This is a genomic window from Olegusella massiliensis, from assembly GCF_900078545.1.
In the GTDB taxonomy this organism is placed as follows: Bacteria; Actinomycetota; Coriobacteriia; order Coriobacteriales; family Atopobiaceae; genus Olegusella; species Olegusella massiliensis.
In genome coordinates this window covers 742520-762660 of the sequence record NZ_FLLS01000002.1, presented here as the reverse complement: position 1 = coordinate 762660, position 20141 = coordinate 742520, and the positions used below count along the sequence as shown (strand labels likewise).

Below are 20141 nucleotides of genomic sequence, written 5' to 3'. Positions count from 1 at the left end.
TCTGCCACACAACTTTCGCTCATGCGTTGTTCTTGTATATATGGGGGCGTGGCGGAATTGGCATACGCAGCGGACTTAAAATCCGCCGACCTTGGTCTTGTGGGTTCGAGTCCCACCGCCCCTACCAGTCTAAAACACACTCTAAAAGAAAAAACCGCCCGAAGGCGGTCAGTAATGCAAAAATGGTGCCCCCAACGAGACTCGAACTCGTGTCGCCGCCTTGAAAGGGCGGTGTCCTAACCGCTAGACGATGGGGACGCGGTCAAAGAGTATACCATGCACATCGCTCTACTGGTAGTGCAGGAATAAAAGATTTTTTATCCCACCAGTTTCAATGTGAGTTTTACCATTTGTGTAGATTGACTAAAATGATTTTACGAATAAGCACTGATTTTTAAAGGTGTGATTTCTTATGTCATATGTATCGTATCTTGCATGGATGGGCATTCTTGGAATCGTCGGCGTGATTTTAATTAGCCCCTATTTCATATATAGGGCAATCCAGAGTTATCGTTTTAATCGAATGGTAGATGAGCAAAACAAGGAAAACCAAGCAAGAATCCGCGAGCAATTCCGCAAAGAAGGATTAACTCCAACCCACCGCACGACAGATGAAGAGGTTGAGGAGTTCCGTGAAGAGTGGCGAAAACGCACGGGAATGTAAATTTAGGGGTAGTAAACTTCCTGTTTGGGCGCCACTGCTTGTGTAAATACTCACCAGTCAAAATCGTTTTGCTCAGCCCAATTACGAGCGGCAGAGTTTATCTGCGGGATTTCTTCTGCCCAAGGTACTAAATCTGGTGTATCTACAATGATGGGATCTGCTTCGTGTGTGGCTAGTGTTGCCTCCGAAAAGCTGCAGGCAGGAAGCCCGGGACGGTCAGGAATGTAGGTATCTACCAGCACAGGGCGCAAAAGCGCATAAGCACCACCCTCAACGAGGTTTGAGTAACCAAGCAACGCGCGTTTTGCTGCAGAAATTCGATTGAGCTTAAAGAGCAATATCACGCGGGCAAGATGTGACCATGAATCGCCATGGCGACCATAGTGAACATCAAGCTCCTCAAACGCATCCTCATCTTCGAGCCGGGCAAGGATTAGCGCGCAGGTATGGCGTGCGCCAAGCATATCGCTCGGTGCCATATCGAGCAATTGTCTACAGGCATCTTCAGCCATGCGGTAGCGTGCGGTATCAAAAAGCGCACGACTAAGGGCCGATTGAACCCTCAACATACCATGCGTAAACACGTCGTCCCAGACATCCTCACTATCATCATGAGGGCTAAGAAGTGGTTCGGACTCTATGTTATGCGCTAGATTCTGGCGCAATGTGAAGAGCTGCTCGATGAGATCATCACCCGCTAAGTCTTGTGCAAGCAGCTTGCACAAAGAGGCGTCTGCGCAGTTTTCATCAAGGGCGAGCGCACGATCACAGTCGGCGATAAGGCGATTGAGCCTACGGCTGCGCGCAGCAAAGAACGCATCATCCGCATCAATAAAATCAGCATTCTCAGCAGATTTTTCATAGCGCTCAAGGGCATCGATAAATACGGAAAATGCTTCATCGCGGGGATCATCTATAAAAGACTTGGGCTTTGCTTGGACGGCACGCAGCAGCTCTTCAAATCCACTTTTTGAGAGGTTTCCAAGCTTGGCACTGCGTCTTTGAGCAAGACGCGCAATCAGTTCTTCATGGGTCTTCACAGCAAGCCTCCTTCGGGTGTAGGCGAGCTGTCATTATCCTCACTCGAATTGTTCTTATTGGAGTTGCCTTGGTTATGAGCAAGATCGCTCAGTATGCGGAAACGCTCTTCTGCCTGCTGTCGCGCTTGGGCAATTTCTGCAGCCTCACAGGAGGGGGCCATTTCGGTGGCTGTTTCAGCGAGCCACAAACCAAAGGGTCCGCGTGCGCCCTGCTCGCGTCCTTCTTGTAGAAGTACGGTTGCCTCGGATAGCGCCACAATCAGCTCATCCTCACTGCCAGGAGCTACGGGCAGTCGTGCAAATACACCATCGGGCAATTCATGCTGACGAATAAAGGTTGCTGCTGCATGCGGATAGGTAGTTATGACATGTTGAAGGTTGGATTCAGCTGTTTCAAAGTCGCACTGCTTGTATGCGAGTGCCATTCGACCAAGGGAGAGCCACGCGTTGGGTCCACCAGCGTTACGGGGTGTGGTGATAAAACTTTGTTCAAGTGCAGCAAAGCCTCTAGAATCCTCAAGCTTTGCAAAAGCGATAGCTGCAGTGCAGCGCACGTCTCCCATATCGAGCGGGTCGGCATCCAGTGCTTTAGCACAAAGCTTTAGTGCCTCACGATTACGCCCACAGATGACCGCCTGGGATGCCATGGTTGCGAGCCAGCGGAAATACGGTCGCATCGCCAAGTGTTCTGCAAGCTCACGCAAATGTTTGGGCAAGTTGTCCCCAGCGTGTATACGCTGCTTGTGACATTGCTCACGCACCTGAGCTTCTCCAGCATCAAGCCACTGGTAATAGGCAGCAAATCCTGGTTGTTCAGAGGCGGCAATCATACGACGAGCATCAGCGTTGTGCGGATCTAGTAACACCGCTTCGGCAAGCAGGCCGTGTGCGCGGTCGATAATCTCGCGCGCACGCTGTTCTTCCGAAAAAGGGAGCTGACGGTCAATCAACGTTGCTGCGCGTGCCACAAGATTAAAGGCACGGTCATTGTCAGTTTGGGGAATAGTATCTCGCGATTGCACGAACTGCTTGTCAAAGTTGTCGTATGCTTGTTGCAGTTCTGTAGGAGTTGCAGAATCGAGTGTTTGTGCCAAGCGCAGCTTTAATCTCTGGTAGTCTTCGGCATGGGCATCAAATGACATTTCCGCCCTCTCAGATGCAAATTCTAGTCAACATGACTACTATTCCTTGTACATTTATATAAATCAAGAAGTATTCGGTAGAAAAGCATATTTTTCTGTAAACGCGCAAAATTATGCAATGATTCTGAAAATATCAGAGACAGGCTAGACTATAAGTACATGCGGATTTATGGGTTTCCGCACAACAATCCGTAGCAAAAATGATATGGATTGCAGGTATATTTGCCGCGTTACATGCGGCCAAAAGGAGAGGAACAACAATGGGTAGGTTTACGAATCCCCGCGACCTTTACTTTGGCGAGGGCGCTCGTCACGAGGTCAAGAACTTCAAGGGTTCTAAGGCAATAATCGTCTCTGGTGGTAGCTCCATGCGTCGCGGTGGCTTCCTGCAGGACATCGAGGCCGACCTTAAAGAGGCTGGCTTTGAGGTCGCTTTCTTTGAGGGTGTTGAGTCTGACCCCTCTGTCGAGACCGTGATGAAGGGCGCTGCGGCTATGTCCGAGTTTGGCCCCGACTGGATTATCGCTGTTGGCGGTGGTAGCCCCATCGACGCTGCAAAGGCAATGTGGATCAAGTACGAGTATCCCGAGTGCACCTTTGAGGACATGTGCAAGATCTTTGGCCTACCTACTCTGCGCACTAAGGCTCGCTTCTGTGCAATTAGCTCCACGTCTGGTACCGCGACCGAGGTTACCGCATTCTCGATCATTACCGACTACCATAAGGGCATTAAGTACCCCATCGCTGACTTCGAGATTACCCCCGATGTCGCAATTGTTGACCCTGAGCTCACCTACAGCATGCCTGCAAAGCTTTGTGCACACACCGGTATGGACGCTCTGACCCACTGCATTGAGGCCTACGTTTCTACCGTTGCTTCTTGCTACACTGACGGCAACGCTCTGCACGGTATCCGTGAGATCACCAGCTGGCTGCCCGTCTCTTACACGGGTGACAAAGAGGCACGTCAGCACATGCACGACGCCCAGTGCATCGCAGGTATCGCATTCTCCTCTGGTCTGCTTGGCATCGTTCACTCCATGGCTCACAAGACCGGTGCTGCTTTCTCTGGTGGCCACATCATCCATGGTTGCGCAAATGCAATGTATCTTGGCAAGGTTATCCAGTTCAACGCTAAGGACGAGCGTGCTGCTGAGCGTTATGCATTTGTGGCAAAGGAAATCCTGCACCTTAAGGGTGAGACCAACGAAGAGCTCGTTGCCGCTCTCGTGCAGTACATCCGCGACCTGAATGACAAGCTCGACATCCCCCAGGCCATCAAGAACTATGGCCAGGGTGGCGTCAAGGCTGAGACCTCCATCATCGATGAAAACGAGTTCCTTGAGAAGCTCCCCGAGGTTGCCAAAAACGCAATCGGCGATGCTTGCACTGGCTCCAACCCCCGTCAGCCATCCCAGGAGGAGATGGAGCAGCTCCTCAAGTGTGTCTACTACGACCAGCCTGTGGAGTTCTAAGCCACTCGTCATGTTGTGTGATGCACGAAGTTGCGCGTAATTGTGCCAGCCGTATTCGTTGTGGGTGCGGCTGGTTTTTGTTGCGAGGGGCGTTGCGGCAAGCTGGCAGGCACCAGCGTTAAAAATGTATCCCATCTACCAAGTTGAGGCGCAAAAAAGTTGCCGAACGGGGCATACTGTATCCAGCACAATCCACGTGATTTTTGCTTTGAGTCTCTCAGAGAAAGGTTCCGATATGGCAGTGGACGAAAGCCCCATCCTTGATTTTGGCAATGAGCCGAGTCAGGCTCCCTCGACAACAATTCCAAAACCAAGTGCGCCTACGCTTGAGTTTGGCACCGATCTGAGCCAGCCGGCTCCTGCAGTGACACCGCTTTCAACCGTTAATGTCGATGATTCGATGCTGTCTGATTCTGAGCGCAAGCAGGTCGATGAGTTTGCAGGCAAAATTGACCTTGCTCAATCTGGCGCAATTTTGCAATATGGAGTGGGCACGCAGAAAAAGATGGCCGACTTCTCTGATCGTACTCTGGAGTCCGTCCGTACCAAGGACTTGGGAAGTGTAGGCAACGAGATTACCCAGCTCATCGTTGATCTCAAGGGCTTTGACCCTGAGGAGACCGACCAAAAAGGTTTCTTAGGCTTTTTTAAAAAGCAAGGCAACAAGTTACAGGAGCTCAAGGCTCGTTATGCCACCGTAGAAAATAATGTGGAGCGCATCTCGAACGAATTGCAAAAGCATCAGATTCAGCTGCTTAAAGATGTTGACCAACTCGATCACATGTATGACTACAATGTCATCTACTTCAAAGAGCTAACAATGTATGTACTTGCAGGTAAGCAGAAGCTAGAAAAGGTTCGCACGGAGGATTTGCCCGCAGCGCAGGCAAAGGCGCAGGCAAGTGGCTTGGCAGAAGATGCCCAGGCAGCGCGCGATTTGGCGCAGCAGTGTGACCGTTTTGAGAAGCGTGTCTACGACTTGGAACTTACGCGCCAAGTGGCTTTGCAGACCTTCCCGCAGATTCGTTTGGTGCAAAACTCAAACGCTGTCATGGCTGAAAAGATTCAATCGACCATTGTCAACACCATCCCCTTGTGGAAAAACCAGATGGTTATCGCTTTGGGTGTGCAACATGCCACTCAGGCGGCACAGGCTCAGCGTGCCGTGTCCGAGATGACCAATGATCTGCTCAAGCATAATGCTGATCAGCTCAAAGTCGCTACCGTAGAAGCGGCCAAAGAGTCCGAGCGCGGCATCGTTGATCTCGAGACACTACGCCACACCAACGAACAACTCATGTCGACACTTGATGAGGTTATGGCCATCCAAAAGGAAGGTCACGAGAAGCGTATCGCTGCTGAGACCGAGCTTGCCCAGATTGAAGGCGCGCTCAAACAAAAGCTCCTTGAGGCTTCTTCACACTAGATTCTTGGCACAAGAGCAATAGACGTTTGTACTGAAAGACAAAGCTGGGCGCTTTTGAGTGCCCAGCTTTATATGTTGCTCTGTTGCTTGAACCGTTTGAACTGCTTGGTCTTGCCGCAGCCCTAGAGAGGGCGTGAATCAGCACGGGGTCCGTGGTCATCAGCAAGACCGTCTTGGGTCAACATAGTACGCAGTACATGCATGTCGCCCTGTAAATCCCATGCCGCATCCTGCAACAGGTCATCTGCAAGCTTATTGAAAGACTCGTTAATAACATCAAGGGTCGTCTTTATTTCCCTGCGCGTAGCCTCAGCATTAGGGCCATGCTCGTCATGCTTGTCGAGGTCGGCATAGGCATCCACAAGCTTGCCGGTAGTGGGCAAATAATAGTTGAGGAACTGTGTGAGCTGGTCGACCGTATCGGGACGCTCATTAACGCGTGCGGTAATACGGCGTACATTTTTTTCAAGCACATCCAGTTTGTCCGACATCTCCTTTTCTTGGATGATGTTATTCGCTAAACGAATGCGTTGAATATAATCCTTACCTTTTGCTACCGCATCGGTCACTTTTGGATTGATAGGAGTCTCGCTTGCAATCTCTGTAGCATCACTCGTATCATTCCCAGCAGCAGTTTCAGGAGCAGGAGCTGCAGTTTTGTTACGTGCAGCAATACGCTCAGAAGTCTTTTGTTTGGTTTTTGGCAAATCAGTGCCGCCCGCTTCTTTAAAGGCGTAGTCGGTCAAATATAAAACGGTTTTTCCATCAAGAGACTGGCGAATACGGCCATGAGGGATATAGCCCTGAGAAATACCTGCCTGCACCATGTTTGTGACTTCATCGAGAGAACTTCCCATTCGGAAGGCAATTTCTTCAAGTGTCAATGCTTGCCGCGTACTAGCAATGCGCGCAAGTCTTTCAAGATATTGAAGGAGCTTACGGTCGCGATGGGCGTTTCTTGTGAGCTTGCCAAACAAATACGTAAGGCCACCAAAAGTAGCGACGGCACAAAAGGTTGAAATGAAGGGCTCCTCTGGCAAACTAAGGATTTGGGCGAAAGTTATCGTTCCATTCATAAGCGCTAAGTAGCCAAAGCCCAGCATTTTTGCCATAGCGGTGGTCTTTTTGCCGCGTGCACGTACTATGTAGGGGCTAGGACCTGCCAATGCTTGAGAAAATGAGGTACTTGCAGATTTGATTGACTTTGAAACGGAGGCCGAAAGGCCAGCAAAGTCGGCAGCTTCGACTGCCTCGTTCACCTTGCCCATAACGGTTGAGCCTAGGTCATTGAGGCTATCAAGCACATCAGGAGGAGGTGGATAGCCAGGGCCTGGCGTTTCGTAAGTTGGCGTTTCTTGATCGAAAGGCTGCTTGTTGGTCATAGTCCCTCTTTGTGTCGTCAGCGAAGCTGGCGTAAATTGTGAACTGGTTGCGTCACTATGACGCGTTGCTTTTATTTTATGGCAGTTGAGCTTATTAAGCACAACCAGCAGAAAATGACCTCATAAGTTTAAATGAAAGAAGCAAAACTCCAACAAAAAGCATGCTCTGCTTGGTTAGGAAGTCGCGAGCTATGAATGAAGCGCGGCGAGCAGATGTGCCATATCACACCAACCGTCTGTTGCTGGACGAGCAGATACAAAAGCGTTTGTTGCATCTGCAAGCACGGCCTGTGATTTGGGATTATGGATGCCATTGCGCATGAGCACAAAGGTGCCTACCTGTTTTGCCATTTCGCAGTCTGCCGGAGAGTCACCGCAGGCAAGACATTCCTCAGGATTCCAACCCATCAGTTCGATGTAGCGCGCGACAGCTGAACCTTTGTCGAGTCCGCGCGGTGTAATGTGGTAGGTATGCACGTCTTCAAGGCGCTCACCTGCAACGGTAGGCAAGATGGTATCGCCAGTAATGCGCGTGACCATACCATTATCTGCAAGGTAGAGAGGCAATCCCGTCTCATCCATCATCTGGCGAACTTCATCTTCCATCACAGCACCGCGGAACGCGACTGATACCTCGCGATATTGGTAGCCGATACCGTTGTCATTGTAGAGCTCCAGAGAGTCAAACCAGCGCTTTTGCATGCGCTCAACAATGCCTGTCTCTAAGATGATCTCATGCGGGGTTTTCCCGCAGCGAGGATCAAAGGTCATGTCTGCGGTGAAGTACTGCCAATCGCTGGTGGTGCCTTCATGCAAGCAAAGAATGCCGCCCATCTCACCAATCCAGCCGGGGAGCCCTAGCATGCGTATAACCTCGCGAATCATGGCGCGGCTGCGACCAGTGCAGGGGATTACGTCAATACCCATACGCTGCAAAGCAACAAGAGCTTGCGGTAGTGCGACAGATGGATTGCCTGCTGAGTCACAGAGCGCTGAACCATGGGTAACCATGGTGGCGTCTGTGTCACTAAAAATGTGCTTGATGCGTCCAAAGCGCTCTTGCAAAAAATCAGGAAGCAAAGCAGGAGTAGAGGGGAACGTCGGCAGAGACAGAGCTGGCATACATTTCTCCTTTAGGACACAACGGACGGTAGCACTAGGATTGTTGGCTTAGATGTGCATGCATAGCACGTAAAAAAAGAGTCTCGTCGGTCTCGCAGGGCACAAATTCGTCGCCTACGTGTTGACGGGTCTCATCTCCTTTAGCGAGCAAGCAAAGCAGGGCAGGTGTTTTTTCTGCATAAGCAAGCTCGACTGCGCGGGCGATGGCATCAGGGCGACTGGGAATCGACTCGGCATGCTGTGTGGCTGGAGTTGCCGCAAGCAGCGCCGCATTGATATCTTCAACGCGTTCATGTGCGGGATCTTCTTCAGTATAAATGAGAACATCTGCCCATTTTGACGCTTCAAGGGGTAATTCCTGGCGGCGTTCTTGAGCTTTTCCGCCTGGTGCTCCAAAGACCGCAATAATGCGGCGACCAGGAAATTCTTTGCTTACAGAAGCAAAGAAGCGCTGGTAGGAGAGTTTGTTGTGTGCATAGTCAACAATGGCGGCTACGTGGCGTGCGTCAGGCGAGTCCAAAAGCTCCATACGACCCGGTACACGACAGCGGGCAAGGCCAGCACGAATTTGATTGCGGCTGATGCCCAACAGTTGGGCTACAGCAATTGCGCATAAAGCATTATCGACATTAAAGAGGCCAGGCATGCCAAGATGCATAATTGCGGTCCAGGCAGGTGTGTGCACAGCGAAATCTACCGTGCCTTCGCTTGACGTAATGTGGTCAGCCCAAATGTCGGCGGTGATGCCAGCGGCGCTGGGAGCGGCTGCGTCTGTGTGGGCAACGCCAAAGCTGACAAGCTTGGTGCAAGGTGCAGCAGCAGTGAGCACCTCAGGTAAATGATCAGTTCCCAACCCTACGACCGCTGTTTTTGCATGCTCAAAAATACGCAGCTTGCTGGAAAAATAGTCCTCGAAATTTGGGTGCTCACGTGGGGAGATATGATCGCGACCTATGTTGAGGAAGCAGGCAATATTGAGGTTCAATCCGTCAACACGATCATATTTTAGTGCTTGGCTTGAAACCTCCATCACCATGGGGTTGTGCTGAGTTGTTAATGCGTTGTGCAGGTAACGCCATAGGTCAGGGGCCTCGGGCGTGGTGTTGTGGCTCTCCTCATTAACCACGCCATCATAGGTGGCAATAGAGCCAATGACTGATGCGGTCGACCCCAGTTCACCTTTGCCATCGGCACCAGCGTCAAGGATATAACGCAACATGTAGGCAGTGGTTGATTTACCTTTGGTGCCTGTGATACCCACAATGTTCAAATTGCGGTCAGGGTGTCCCCAGGCTTCTGCTGCAACAAGTGCCATTGCGCGACGAAGGCCGCTGTCTGTAGTGACAAGTACGGGAACTCCTGGCGCGATAGCTGCCAGCTTCGAGGCGTAACTTTCGTCGCAAAGATAAGCGACCGCACCCTTTTTTAGGGCTGATGTTAGATATGCTGTGCGGAAGGCTAAACCTTTACAAATGAAAAGATGATGTGCTTTCACAACACGAGAATCGCAGTCTGCACTAGTAATAACCTGCTCTTCTTGGTCAAAGAGCTGGGTGCCCGCGGTTAGGAGTCCGTGAGTTTTTAGTAACTCGGCGATATTTAGCACTGTAGTATTCATGCATCTCATGATACACTCTCGAGAGCACTCGCGGACACGCGGGTTATGGGCGATTGGCGCAGTGGCTAGCGCAGGTGCTTTACACGCACAAGGTCGGGGGTTCAAATCCCTCATCGCCCACCAGATGCTTAGTGTACCCGAGGCTTCTGTGGTCTCGGGTTTTTTGTAGGCAGATTGTTGTGTGGACTGCCAGCGCAGAACCCTACTAATGGTTGGTTGTTTGCGGCGCTATGGCGCTGTTAGATCTGGAAGGGCAAATATGGCATGCATTCGTATTTCTGAGCTACCTTCGTCAAAAACCGTGGTGGTTGCGACGGGAAACGCGCACAAGGTGGCCGAGATAGAGGCAATTCTTTCACCTATGATGCCAGGAATGTGCTTTGTGGCATTGGGAGACTTGGGGGATTTTCCCGATCCTATTGAGGATGGAGATACGTTTTTTGACAACGCGATGATTAAGGCACGTGCGGCATTAGATGAGACGGGCCTTGAGTATGCTGTGGCAGATGATTCGGGTTTGTGTGTGGATGCACTCGGCGGAGCTCCTGGTATTTACTCGGCTCGTTGGGCGGGTGTGCATGGTGATGATGCAGCAAACAATGCAAAGATGCTGCGTGAACTGGCAAACGTTTCCGATGAAAACAGGCGTGCTCATTTTCACTCAACGGTTGTTTTGGTGAGAGATGCCGATGATGGACGCCGTCAGATTTTATCAGGAGACGGTGATTGTCCTGGTTGGGTGGGTTATGAGGAACGTGGTGACGGCGGTTTTGGTTATGATCCGCTCTTCTTCCCAGATGATACGCCAGGCAAAACTATGGCTGAGCTTACAGCCGACGAGAAAAACGCTATTTCACACCGGCGGCGCGCACTAGATCATCTGGCTTCGCAGCTATAAGCGCAAATTTCCATGGTCAAAAAACGTTGCAACCTCAGGTTGCAATATCTCCCACCTACCTGCATCTCTTCGAAAAAGTCCAGGTAGATAGAGGCAAGAGAAAAACGTTGCAACCTGAGGTTGCAACGTTTTTGGTGGCGGTTTTCGCGTCGCTTCGGGTCTTTGCGCAAACAATGCGAAGAAGGCAGGTTCGATACGCTGGAAAATCCGCTTGTGGTGCTTAAAAAAAGAAGCGCTTAACTAGACTGCAAGCACCTGCACGTCATGTGGATAGTGGTTGATAACTTCGCAACCAGCCTCAGTGACAATGACCAAATCCTCTATGCGAACACCAATCTCGCCTGGAATATAAATGCCTGGCTCGATAGAGAAGCATTGGCCCACTTGGACTGGCTCGTGGTGAGATGCAGAAACGTCTCCCGGCTCGTGATCCTGTAGGCCAATCTGATGGCCCAGACGATGCGTGAAATAGGGGCCAAAGCCAGCGTCTTCGATAACCTTACGTGCTGTGAGGTCAATTTCGGCAAAGGTGACGCCAGGTTTGACAACGGCCGCTGCCGCCTCGTTTGCGCGGCGCACAGTGTTGTATATCAGCAATTGGCGCTCGCTGGGCGTGGCAGTAAAAAAGACACGTGTCATATCTGAGCAGTAGCAATTGCGCTTGCATCCCACATCAAAAAGTACCATATCGCCAGTCTGAAAAAACGTATCGTCTGGCTCATGGTGAGGATCTGCAGCATTTGCACCGAAGCTCACGATGGGTGTAAACGAGTGGTCCTCAGCTCCGAGACGTCGATATTCTTTAAGTAGACCATCGGCAATTTGGCGCTCGGTGACACCGGGGCGCACCTGTGCCGCTAACCACGACATTGCCTCATCGTTGACACGAGATGCTTCGCGCATGAGATCCTGCTCGGAGGCATCCTTAAGGGAACGCGCAGCATCGATGGCTTCAGATGCAAGGCAAAAACCAGCGGCTGCTTGAGTATCGATGAGTGGTAACAGCCAGCGAGCGGTGAGTATTTTGTCTATACCGAGCGTCTGGGTGGAATCGCATGTATCAGCAACTAAAGGGATGGGATTGTCGGTATCCGAGAAAGTTACAACGTGATCAAAGTATGAGCTTGCATCGGGAAAGAGTACGTTGCAAAAAAGCGTATCAGGACGTTGGTTCTGCTCGCCTGTGCCCAGATAGAGAGCCAAGAAGCGTTCGAAAGGCTCGGTATAGTAACCCGTGAGATACCAGATGGAAAGTGGGTCACAAATGAGTGCTTGGGAAAGCTTCATCGCAGCGAGGTTCTGCTTGACTGCGGCGATGCGTTTTGCGTGCAGCGTATTCATAGTTGTCCTTTCGTATAAAAATCTGTCGGGCTGAGTATAGCGCGGCGATGATGTTGGTTGGTGTGGATAGCTCATGTGGTGACGTAGAAAAAAAGTAGTCTACGGTCCATCTTTTTCGTGAACATGTTAAAAGCGCGGTAAAATATAGATTCGCATGTATATAGCTAAAAGTATGCGAAGGCGTCTGTCTTCGTTGATGGAGGAGCATGGTGGATAACGAGGTCCCTTCTGCAAACAGGGTCGATCATATCAAAGAAGCTCTTGCTACATTGCAGGGGCAACGTCTGCGCGTGCGTGCCAACATGGGCCGTTCGCGCATTATTGAGCGTACGGGCATCTTGCTACACGTGCACCCTTCACTTTTTGTGATTGAAGTTGAAGAGCGCCGTGGTCGTACTGCTCGCCAGTCATATCAGTATGTTGATGTGTTAACAGGAACGGTCGAGTTGTATGATCCAATTTCTGGCGAGCGTTTTTTGGAGTACATGTTTCCTGAGGAAGAGTAGCTATGGATGACTTGGCGCGCACGAGCGAGAGTTGCGTGAGGGTGTTTACGCCCGCCAAGGTCAACTTACATTTGGGTGTGCATACTGAGTTAGATGAGCGTCGCTATCACCGCGCGGATTCGGTAATGGCGGCGCTTGCTTTGTATGACGAGGTGTTTGTGCGTCAGGCAGATACTTTGTCGGTGACTGTAGAGCCTGGCGTAGGCGTGCCTGCCGAGCGAAGTAATGTTGGAAAAGCAGTGCTTTTGCTGGCTGAAGCGCTTGGTGTGGAGCCGCTGGTAGATGTCCATGTTTGGCGAGAAATTCCTATGCGAGCTGGTCTGGGTGGATCATCGTCTGATGCGGGAGGCACTCTGCGAGCACTCTGTGCACTTTGGGGTGTTGCGGTAGATGATCCGCGGGTGGTGTCTGTGGCGCGGCGTATTGGTGCAGACGTACCGTTTTTCTTGAATCCACAGCCGTCGTATTTAGCTGGTGCAGGTGATGTGCTGCAAGAGAGCTATGCGGATTTGCCAGCGCAACCCGTGGTATTAGTGAAGCCTAAAGATGGTGTGTCTACAGTTGAGGCCTATGCGGATTTTGACCGCGACCCACCAGCGCGCGGGGATCTCGAGGGTATGCTCATGGCACTGCGGGCAGGGGATGTGAATCGCGTGTTGGCTCTACTTGCCAACAATTTGGACCCGGTGGCGCGTCGGCTTTTACCAGAAGATGCGTTGGCAAAAGAGTGGCTGTTGGCGCAGGAAGGCGTTATAACGGCGTTGGTGACAGGGTCGGGGAGTTGTATTTTTGCGCCTTGTAGGACACATGAGGCGGCACAGCAAATTGCTGCTGATGCGGAAAAACGAGGGTGGTGGTCCTATGAGACCAGCTTTGCTGCCCCGCGCAAGGTAGAAGTCTGCTAAAATACCTTTTCGCCAAACGGGTTGTGGCTCAGCTTGGTAGAGCGCTCGGTTCGGGACCGAGAGGTCGCTGGTTCAAATCCAGTCAACCCGACCATGGATACTTTAGGTCATCGCTTTGTGCGATGACTTTTTTGTTGTCTAGGAGGTATTTCTAGGCATCAAGCAAAATGCGTACCTAGTATTGTAAAGACGCTTGGGTAAAAGTTTTTCCTAGATAGTGAAAAGGCAAAGTGTGTGGGTTCTGGGCAACACTCAGAACCCACGCTCATATATAATGAACGAGCTGTAGAGGTTGGATAGGAGCGTTGCCCTGTGGCCAAATACCACACAATCGTCAAAGAAATTGAAGAATCAATAAAACGTGGAGAGCTTCGTCCATTCGATCAGCTCCCTACGGTTGTTGAATTGACTAAGAAATACCATGTTAGTCGCACGACGATTGAGCAGGCAACTGATGAGCTTGAGAAGCGAGGTCTTGTTTCACGTAAGCGTGGGAGTGGTGTCTACGTTAAAAAAGTTGCTACACCCGTATTTGAGAAGCCCCTCAATACGGTTTCGCTTTCGCGCGATTTAGGCCAAGGTCTCTCTGGGAAACCTCAATGTCAGGTGCATGAGTTTACTGTACTCAAGCCTAATTCAACCATCGTTCGCGAGCTTGGCTTACATGAATACTCTTTTACTTTCTATATTTCTCGCTCACATTTGTATCAGGGCTCGCCGCTTGATGTGCAGTACTTATACTATCCGGTAGAGATTTTCCGTGATATACGTTTGACTTCGGCGGAGACTAGCATACGTCCTTGGATTGCTGACAATTATGAAGTGACGCCTGATAGTTTCCATAAAACATTGCGCGCCGTGATGCCCACTGAGGAAGAGCGTGAGATTTTAAGAATGAAGGAAAACGAACCCCTTCTTGAAGTTGAGCAGGTTGGCTACCTTGACGATGGGCGACCTTTTGAGTACGTAATTTCACGCTTCCCAGGTAATTTTTCTGAATATCAGACGATAGATTCTGATTCACTTCCTGTCTAAAGCAATTTGTATCATGCGCTGCTGCAATTTTGGCTATTGTAATGTTGATGTCGCTTTTAGTGTGGGTGCTAATAGTAAGGCCAGTATAGAAAACTACTGAAGCTGGCATAGGAAAAGGTATGCATGTTCGATAAGAGATTGATTGAGCTCTGTCCTGAGAGTCGAAAACACATCGTAGCTAACGTACTGCTTCAGTGGGTGACCTTGGTTTGCAATGCTGCAATGATTGCTGTTTTTGCGGTTACGATTGAGCGCTTTTACGCACACGAGTGGGGGATGGCGGCGCTGCCCAGAGTCCTTGCACTTATCACCGTGACCGTTGTCGTGCGTTTCTTTACAGACAAGCTTGCCGAAGAGGCAAGTTGGCGTGCGTCAAAGACAGTTAAGCGCAGATTGCGTGACCTTATCTATGACAAGCTGTTGAGGCTGGGCAGTCGCTATGCAGAACAGGTGAGCACTGCAGAGATAGTCCAAGAGTCCGTAGAGGGTGTTGACCAGCTGGAGAGCTATTTTGGTCGGTACATGCCGCAGTTCTTTTATGCCTTTCTCGCACCAATCACACTGTTCTTTCTGTTTGGTTTTGCAGGAAGTTGGTATGCGGCGACAGTCCTTCTTGTGTGCGTACCGCTGATTCCTGGAGCCATCGTGATGGTGCAGAGGCTGGCAAAAAAGCTTCTTGCCAAGTACTGGGGACAGTATACGCAGCTTGGCAACACCTTCCTTGAGAACTTACAGGGCATGACTACGCTCAAAGTCTATCAAGCTGACGAGTGTAAAAATCAGGAGATGAACAAGGAGTCCGAACACTTTCGTTTTGTAACGATGAAAGTGCTCAGTATGCAGCTGAACTCCATTATCATCATGGATTTCTTTGCGTATGGTGGTGCTGCACTTGGAATACTCGTCGTCTGTCGTGCATTCGTGGCTGGCAGCATTGGATTGGCAAGCTGCCTCTTTATGATTCTGCTCTCCGCGGACTTTTTTCTTCCCATGCGCAGGTTGGGCAGCTACTTTCATGTGGCGATGAATGGACTTGCTGCAAGCGACAAGATCTTTCATTTCCTGGATCTGTCCGAGCCCGAGCAGGCGGAAAAGACAATCGGTGAAGACTATACCGTCGTCTTTGACAAGGTACATTTCTCCTACAACACAGAGCGAGAAGTTCTTCATGGGGTTAGTCTACGCGCACCTGAGAACAGCTTTATCGGCATTGTGGGTGAGAGCGGCTCCGGAAAGTCGACGCTTGCGGCGCTGTTGATGGGGCGAGCAGTGCCTCAAACAGGAAGCGTGACGATTGGGGGCACAGTTGTGACTGACGTGGTGACCCCGTCACTTATGAGCACCCTAACGTACATTAGCCATAGCAGCAGGTTGTTCAAGGGTAGTGTTCGAGAGAATCTTCTTGTGGCCAAACGTACCGCAACCGACGCAGAATTGTGGCAAGTGCTCGAGGAATGCGAACTCAAGGAATTTCTTTTAGGTGAGCAGGGCTTGGACACACTCATTCTTGAGGAAGCAAAGAACCTTTCCGGTGGACAGCGCCAAAGACTTGCTCTTGCGCGAGCAATATTGCATGACGCGCCAGTTTTGGTACTTGATGAGGCAACTAGCAGCATTGACATCGAAAGCGAGCAGGTGGTTTTGTCACGCGTCTTTGCGATGCGGAACACCAAGACCATCATCATGATTTCTCATCGACTTGCAAATATCAAACATGCTGACTGTATTTACGTACTGGACGGTGGCAATCTTGTCGGCTCGGGTATTCATGAAAAGCTTATAAAGACATGCGATGTCTATGAACATCTCTGGCGTACCCAACTAGAACTCGAATCCTATGGATTGGAGGCCACACAATGAAAAAGAGAAGCAAAGTTGGGGTTCTCCTACAGATGCTTGGCCTGGTAAGACCACTGACGGGTCATATGTGCCTCGCCGTAATTGCAGGAACATTTGCGTTCTTAGCGGTGCAATTTATATCAGTGCTTGGTGGCTATGCGCTACTTGCCGCACTTGGTTACAAAACACCCTTTCCCCTTGGCACGATATTCGTGCTTCTGCCCTTACTGGCGCTTTTTCGTGCCGTTTTGCGTTATATCGAGCAAAAGATGAATCACTACATTGCCTTTACACTACTTGCGATCATACGAGACAAAGTGTTTCAGGCATTAAGGAGGCTGTGTCCAGCAAAACTTGAGGGTAGGGATAAAGGTAACCTTGTTTCACTTATTACCTCTGACGTGGAGCTCCTAGAGGTTTTCTATGCACACACCATCTCGCCGATATGTATTGCTATTCTGACTGAGACCGTAATGTGCCTATTCATTGGTAGCTTCAATCCTTTGCTGGGACTACTGGCACTTGTTGCGTTTCTAGCGGTTGGAGTGCTGGTGCCCGCTGTTGTCTCCAAGATCAGTGGCGCTATCTGTGATGACATCCGCCATCAATCTGGTGAGCTGTCATCGTTTGTGCTCGAGAGCATCCGTGGCCTTGATGAGACAATTCAATTTGGTGAGGGTAAACGACGCCGAGCGCAGATGGATGTGATGAGTGATGAACTGGAAGCAGTTCAAGGAACGTTGAGTAAGATTACTGGTTGCAATACGGCTATTTCTTATACGGTAATTTTGATCTTTGACGTGCTCATGCTTATCAGTTCTCTTTATCTATATGACACAGGTGCTTTAGATTTCTCTGGTGTTGTCATTTCTGTCCTCGCCCTGCTTTCCTCCTATGGACCTGTTGCAGCATTGGCTGGTTTGGGGACAACCCTTCAGAGTACGATTGCAGCTGGCAGCAGGGTGTTGGATATTCTCGATGAGGTTCCAGAGACTGTAGACGTTGTGGGAGAGGAATCCACATCGTTTACCGAAGCGCGCTGCGACAAGCTGTCCTTCTCGTATGGTGGAACGCAGGTACTTAAGGACATATCGATGCGTTTCGAGCCAGGTAAGATCGTAGGGATTATCGGTAAGAGCGGAAGTGGCAAGTCCACGCTACTCAAATTGCTGATGCGGTTTTGGGAAGCAGATGGTGGCGCAGTAAGCGTTTCGGGTAAGTACATCAACAGGATAAATACCAAGGATTTGCGTGCCATGGAGAGTTACATGACACAAGATACGGATCTATTCCATGACTCGATTATGAACAATGTCCGTATCGCACGGCTTGACGCAACGGACGAAGAGGTTCGGGAGGCGTGCCGAAAGGCCTCACTTGATGAGTTCATCATGACGTTGCCTGAAGGATATGACACACTGGTCGGTGAGCTGGGAAGTACCTTGTCGGGTGGGGAACGGCAACGGATTGGGCTTGCACGGGTATTTTTGCATGATGCGCCGTTTGTTCTTCTTGATGAGCCGACGAGCAATTTAGACAGCCTGAATGAAGCAGTTGTTCTCAAGGCACTCAAGGAGTCGTCTGATGGCAAGGCGATAGCGCTCGTTTCTCATCGGGCATCCACCCTGCGGATTGCCGATGATATCTACTCTGTTGAGAATGGCCGGATGTCCTGATGTGTGATATGTCTTAAGGCTAATTGCACAGGTAATGTCGCAGCATGCTTTTTTAATCTGCTATGAGTTTTCGGCGCTGATAGAGCCCTGCATCCTCAAAACCGAGACGCCGGTAGTAGGCGCGGGTGCCTACTGAGCTAATGACGTTGATACTGTCATACCCTGCGCTGCGGGCAATATCGCATGCGCATTCAACCAGCTGACGGCCCAAGCCTTTGTGCTGAGTAGCAACATCCGCTTGACCAAGGCGTACTGCTTGACCATAGACGTGTACTTCACGAATCATTGCTTGTCCTGGTGCGACAGGTAGCTCATCTGCTCGGGCATCGACATTTCCATCACAAAGGAGTTTCCACTTAGGAAGAGACAAACGGCAAAAACCTGCAATTCGACCTTCGGGGGTAACCCACTGTAAAAAGTGCTCGTTTGTAACGGTGGTTTCATAGGTAAAATCATCCAGCACGAGTTCAGCCAAGTTAATCTTGTCGAGGGAAATTTCTCTAAAACGAATCTCTTGTACAAGACCCGCCCTACCCGCATTTCGGATCTCGTTTTCCACCATCTGGCGTAGGTTGGTATGCTTATTTCCTACAAGAATGTCATCTGCACTAATGTCACGAATCATGCGAGAAATGCGAATGTAGGGCGGTGTTGCAAGGACATCACTTACAAGCACATCAACAAGCTCGTCTCGACTATATGGACGCCACGAACCGTCCTTGAAATGCTCTACCAGCTGTGTTCCCTCTACCAGCGCACAGGGGTAAAGCTTGATTTCGTCAGGCAAAAAAGTGGGAGTATTTGCAAATGCGAGAAAGTCCTGTTTGTCTGATTCTGGCGTGGAACCCAACAAATTCACCATCAGATGCGCATGAATTTTGAAACCAAAAAGCCTAATAAGGTTAAAGGCCCGGTGAATCTGTTCCAAGCTGGTATAGCGCTGATTGGCGTCCAGTATGGCTTGTCGGGTGCTCTGTATGCCCATCTGAATTTTCGTGCAGCCCATTTGGCGAAAAAGCGTGAGATTTTGCGGGGTAACGGTATCAGGACGTGTTTCGATAACAAGTCCTACCACACGATGCTGTGCCCGTTCATTGCGTAGCTGCTCGGCAAAAAGCTCATTCATCTGTGCGCTCATGTACTTTGAAGCGCTTTGGTGAGCCTCACTTTTTTGATATAAATCACGGAATGCGTCATTAAAACTTTTCTTGCCTTGATTAACCAAAACTTGCTGTGTCTCTACAAATTTGCTGAGCTGAGCAGGACTATTTGCAAGACCTAACTTACGGTAGTGGTCATAGCGTTGACGCAAGGTTTCTTTGGCGATAGGCCAATCGTTGAGGGCACGAAACAGCTCGCGAATAAACCAAGTTTGATAAGCGCGCGGATAGTCACTCCAGGTCCCGCCGAGCACAATGAGCTCGATTTTATCGATGGAATGTCCCATTTGCGATAATGCGCGTAGACGAGCGGCAACCTGCAGATAAGGGTCAAAAAAGTTATGCTCTGCGCGTTGGCAGGCAGGCTCGTTGGCAAGATAGCTTTTGGGCATGCGTAGGTCGCAGGGGCAGTATAAGCAATTACTCGAGCAAGTTTGAGGGCGCGTAATAACAGTGATGGTTGCAACCCCTGACCCCGTGCGATGAGGCTTCATCTGGATGGTACGAATAAGGCGCTTTTCAAGTGCGCTGTCAATATTCCAGTACGCCCAGCGCTCAGGATTCTCTTGCTTTATTTTTTGATAAAAAGGCAAGATGAAGCGCTTTGAGAGATGTTTTTCGTTGTTGTGCACTCCGCGGTTATGTTTGCGCCAAAGAGCATCTAATTCAGACCGCGTTAACGCATCGTCCGTGCGCTCTGCTGGCAGCGCGCGTAGGTGTTCAAGTATATCCAGCAAGAGTTCTTCCATGCGTCTCTCCCGTACTTCAGTCTGTTTAGGATGCAATTATAGGCAAGGCAAGATAAACGCGAATTTCGCGCTAGCATGTATCGTACGGTGGGTTTGGAAGTTTAGTTCTACTTGGGGGCGGGGATGTGACAGTGAATATCGAAATTGCGCGACGGCTGAACCG

General features: G+C 50.2%; 16 protein-coding genes and 4 tRNA genes. 12 read left to right on the top strand and 8 right to left on the bottom strand.

Annotated features, from left to right (window positions below; genetic code table 11):
* The first annotated feature begins 42 nt into the window (after positions 1–42).
* Positions 43–127: transfer RNA gene (locus BN4314_RS03670), tRNA-Leu, on the top strand.
* A gap of 56 nt (positions 128–183) precedes the next feature.
* Here BN4314_RS03670 and BN4314_RS03665 read toward each other — a convergent pair.
* A tRNA-Glu gene (locus BN4314_RS03665) sits at positions 184–258 on the bottom strand.
* A gap of 154 nt (positions 259–412) precedes the next feature.
* On the opposite strand from BN4314_RS03665, the gene BN4314_RS03660 reads away from it, so the two are divergent.
* A complete protein-coding gene (locus tag BN4314_RS03660; RefSeq protein WP_068539832.1) occupies positions 413–664 on the top strand; it encodes a hypothetical protein in 252 nt (83 codons plus the stop codon).
* Between the two features lie 50 nt (positions 665–714).
* Here BN4314_RS03660 and BN4314_RS03655 read toward each other — a convergent pair whose 3' ends face one another.
* Positions 715–1704: a hypothetical protein gene (locus BN4314_RS03655; RefSeq protein WP_068539830.1), complete on the bottom strand. Its 990-nt coding sequence runs from the start codon at positions 1702–1704 to the stop codon at positions 715–717.
* The gene (locus BN4314_RS03650; protein ID WP_021734508.1) at positions 1701–2846 is read right to left on the bottom strand and encodes a hypothetical protein; all 1146 of its coding nucleotides are present in this window, start codon (positions 2844–2846) and stop codon (positions 1701–1703) included. Before BN4314_RS03650 ends, BN4314_RS03655 begins: the two co-directional genes overlap by 4 nt.
* A 260-nt stretch (positions 2847–3106) precedes the next feature.
* Here BN4314_RS03650 and BN4314_RS03645 point away from each other — a divergent pair, with 260 nt between their 5' ends.
* Positions 3107–4321, top strand: coding sequence for an iron-containing alcohol dehydrogenase (locus tag BN4314_RS03645; RefSeq protein ID WP_021734609.1), 1215 nt, complete (start codon positions 3107–3109; stop codon positions 4319–4321).
* 235 nt (positions 4322–4556) lie between these two features.
* Complete coding sequence (locus BN4314_RS03640; RefSeq protein ID WP_021734774.1) at positions 4557–5747, top strand: toxic anion resistance protein; 1191 nt, start codon at positions 4557–4559, stop codon at positions 5745–5747.
* A 122-nt stretch (positions 5748–5869) separates the two neighbouring features.
* On the opposite strand, the gene BN4314_RS03635 is transcribed toward BN4314_RS03640, so the two are convergent.
* The 3 genes from BN4314_RS03635 to BN4314_RS03625 form a co-directional block, all read right to left on the bottom strand.
* On the bottom strand, positions 5870–7129 hold the full coding sequence (locus tag BN4314_RS03635; RefSeq protein WP_021734537.1) for a 5-bromo-4-chloroindolyl phosphate hydrolysis family protein: 1260 nt from the start codon (positions 7127–7129) through the stop codon (positions 5870–5872).
* 189 nt (positions 7130–7318) lie between these two features.
* On the bottom strand, positions 7319–8251 hold the full coding sequence (locus tag BN4314_RS03630; RefSeq protein ID WP_021734624.1) for an HAD family hydrolase: 933 nt from the start codon (positions 8249–8251) through the stop codon (positions 7319–7321).
* A 34-nt stretch (positions 8252–8285) separates the two neighbouring features.
* Entirely contained in the window at positions 8286–9869 is a 1584-nt protein-coding gene (locus tag BN4314_RS03625; protein WP_068539828.1) for a Mur ligase family protein, read from the bottom strand.
* 47 nt (positions 9870–9916) lie between these two features.
* Between BN4314_RS03625 and BN4314_RS03620 the strand changes: the two genes are divergently transcribed.
* Positions 9917–9992, top strand: a tRNA-Val gene (locus tag BN4314_RS03620).
* A 136-nt stretch (positions 9993–10128) separates the two neighbouring features.
* Entirely contained in the window at positions 10129–10767 is a 639-nt protein-coding gene (gene rdgB / locus BN4314_RS03615) for an RdgB/HAM1 family non-canonical purine NTP pyrophosphatase (protein ID WP_021734476.1), read from the top strand.
* A gap of 240 nt (positions 10768–11007) precedes the next feature.
* Here rdgB and BN4314_RS03610 read toward each other — a convergent pair whose 3' ends face one another.
* Positions 11008–12108, bottom strand: a complete 1101-nt coding sequence (locus tag BN4314_RS03610) for a M24 family metallopeptidase (RefSeq protein ID WP_068539826.1) — start codon at positions 12106–12108, stop codon at positions 11008–11010.
* A gap of 209 nt (positions 12109–12317) precedes the next feature.
* On the opposite strand from BN4314_RS03610, the gene BN4314_RS03605 reads away from it, so the two are divergent.
* The 6 genes from BN4314_RS03605 to BN4314_RS03580 all read left to right on the top strand — a co-directional run bounded on the left by BN4314_RS03605 (position 12318) and on the right by BN4314_RS03580 (position 18069).
* On the top strand, positions 12318–12614 hold the full coding sequence (locus tag BN4314_RS03605; protein ID WP_035097674.1) for a Veg family protein: 297 nt from the start codon (positions 12318–12320) through the stop codon (positions 12612–12614).
* Between the two features lie 2 nt (positions 12615–12616).
* Positions 12617–13519 (top strand): 4-(cytidine 5'-diphospho)-2-C-methyl-D-erythritol kinase, encoded by a 903-nt coding sequence (locus BN4314_RS03600; protein WP_021734564.1) that lies wholly within the window; start codon positions 12617–12619, stop codon positions 13517–13519.
* Between the two features lie 17 nt (positions 13520–13536).
* A tRNA-Pro gene (locus BN4314_RS03595) sits at positions 13537–13613 on the top strand.
* 218 nt (positions 13614–13831) lie between these two features.
* Positions 13832–14554 (top strand): GntR family transcriptional regulator, encoded by a 723-nt coding sequence (locus tag BN4314_RS03590; protein ID WP_021734661.1) that lies wholly within the window; start codon positions 13832–13834, stop codon positions 14552–14554.
* 123 nt (positions 14555–14677) lie between these two features.
* On the top strand, positions 14678–16414 hold the full coding sequence (locus BN4314_RS03585; protein WP_021734498.1) for an ABC transporter ATP-binding protein/permease: 1737 nt from the start codon (positions 14678–14680) through the stop codon (positions 16412–16414).
* Positions 16415–16446: 32 nt separating this feature from the next.
* On the top strand, positions 16447–18069 hold the full coding sequence (locus BN4314_RS03580; protein WP_232309712.1) for an amino acid ABC transporter ATP-binding/permease protein: 1623 nt from the start codon (positions 16447–16449) through the stop codon (positions 18067–18069).
* A gap of 52 nt (positions 18070–18121) precedes the next feature.
* On the opposite strand, the gene BN4314_RS03575 is transcribed toward BN4314_RS03580, so the two are convergent.
* Positions 18122–19978 (bottom strand): elongator complex protein 3, encoded by a 1857-nt coding sequence (locus BN4314_RS03575; RefSeq protein WP_068539823.1) that lies wholly within the window; start codon positions 19976–19978, stop codon positions 18122–18124.
* Positions 19979–20141 lie beyond the last annotated feature (163 nt).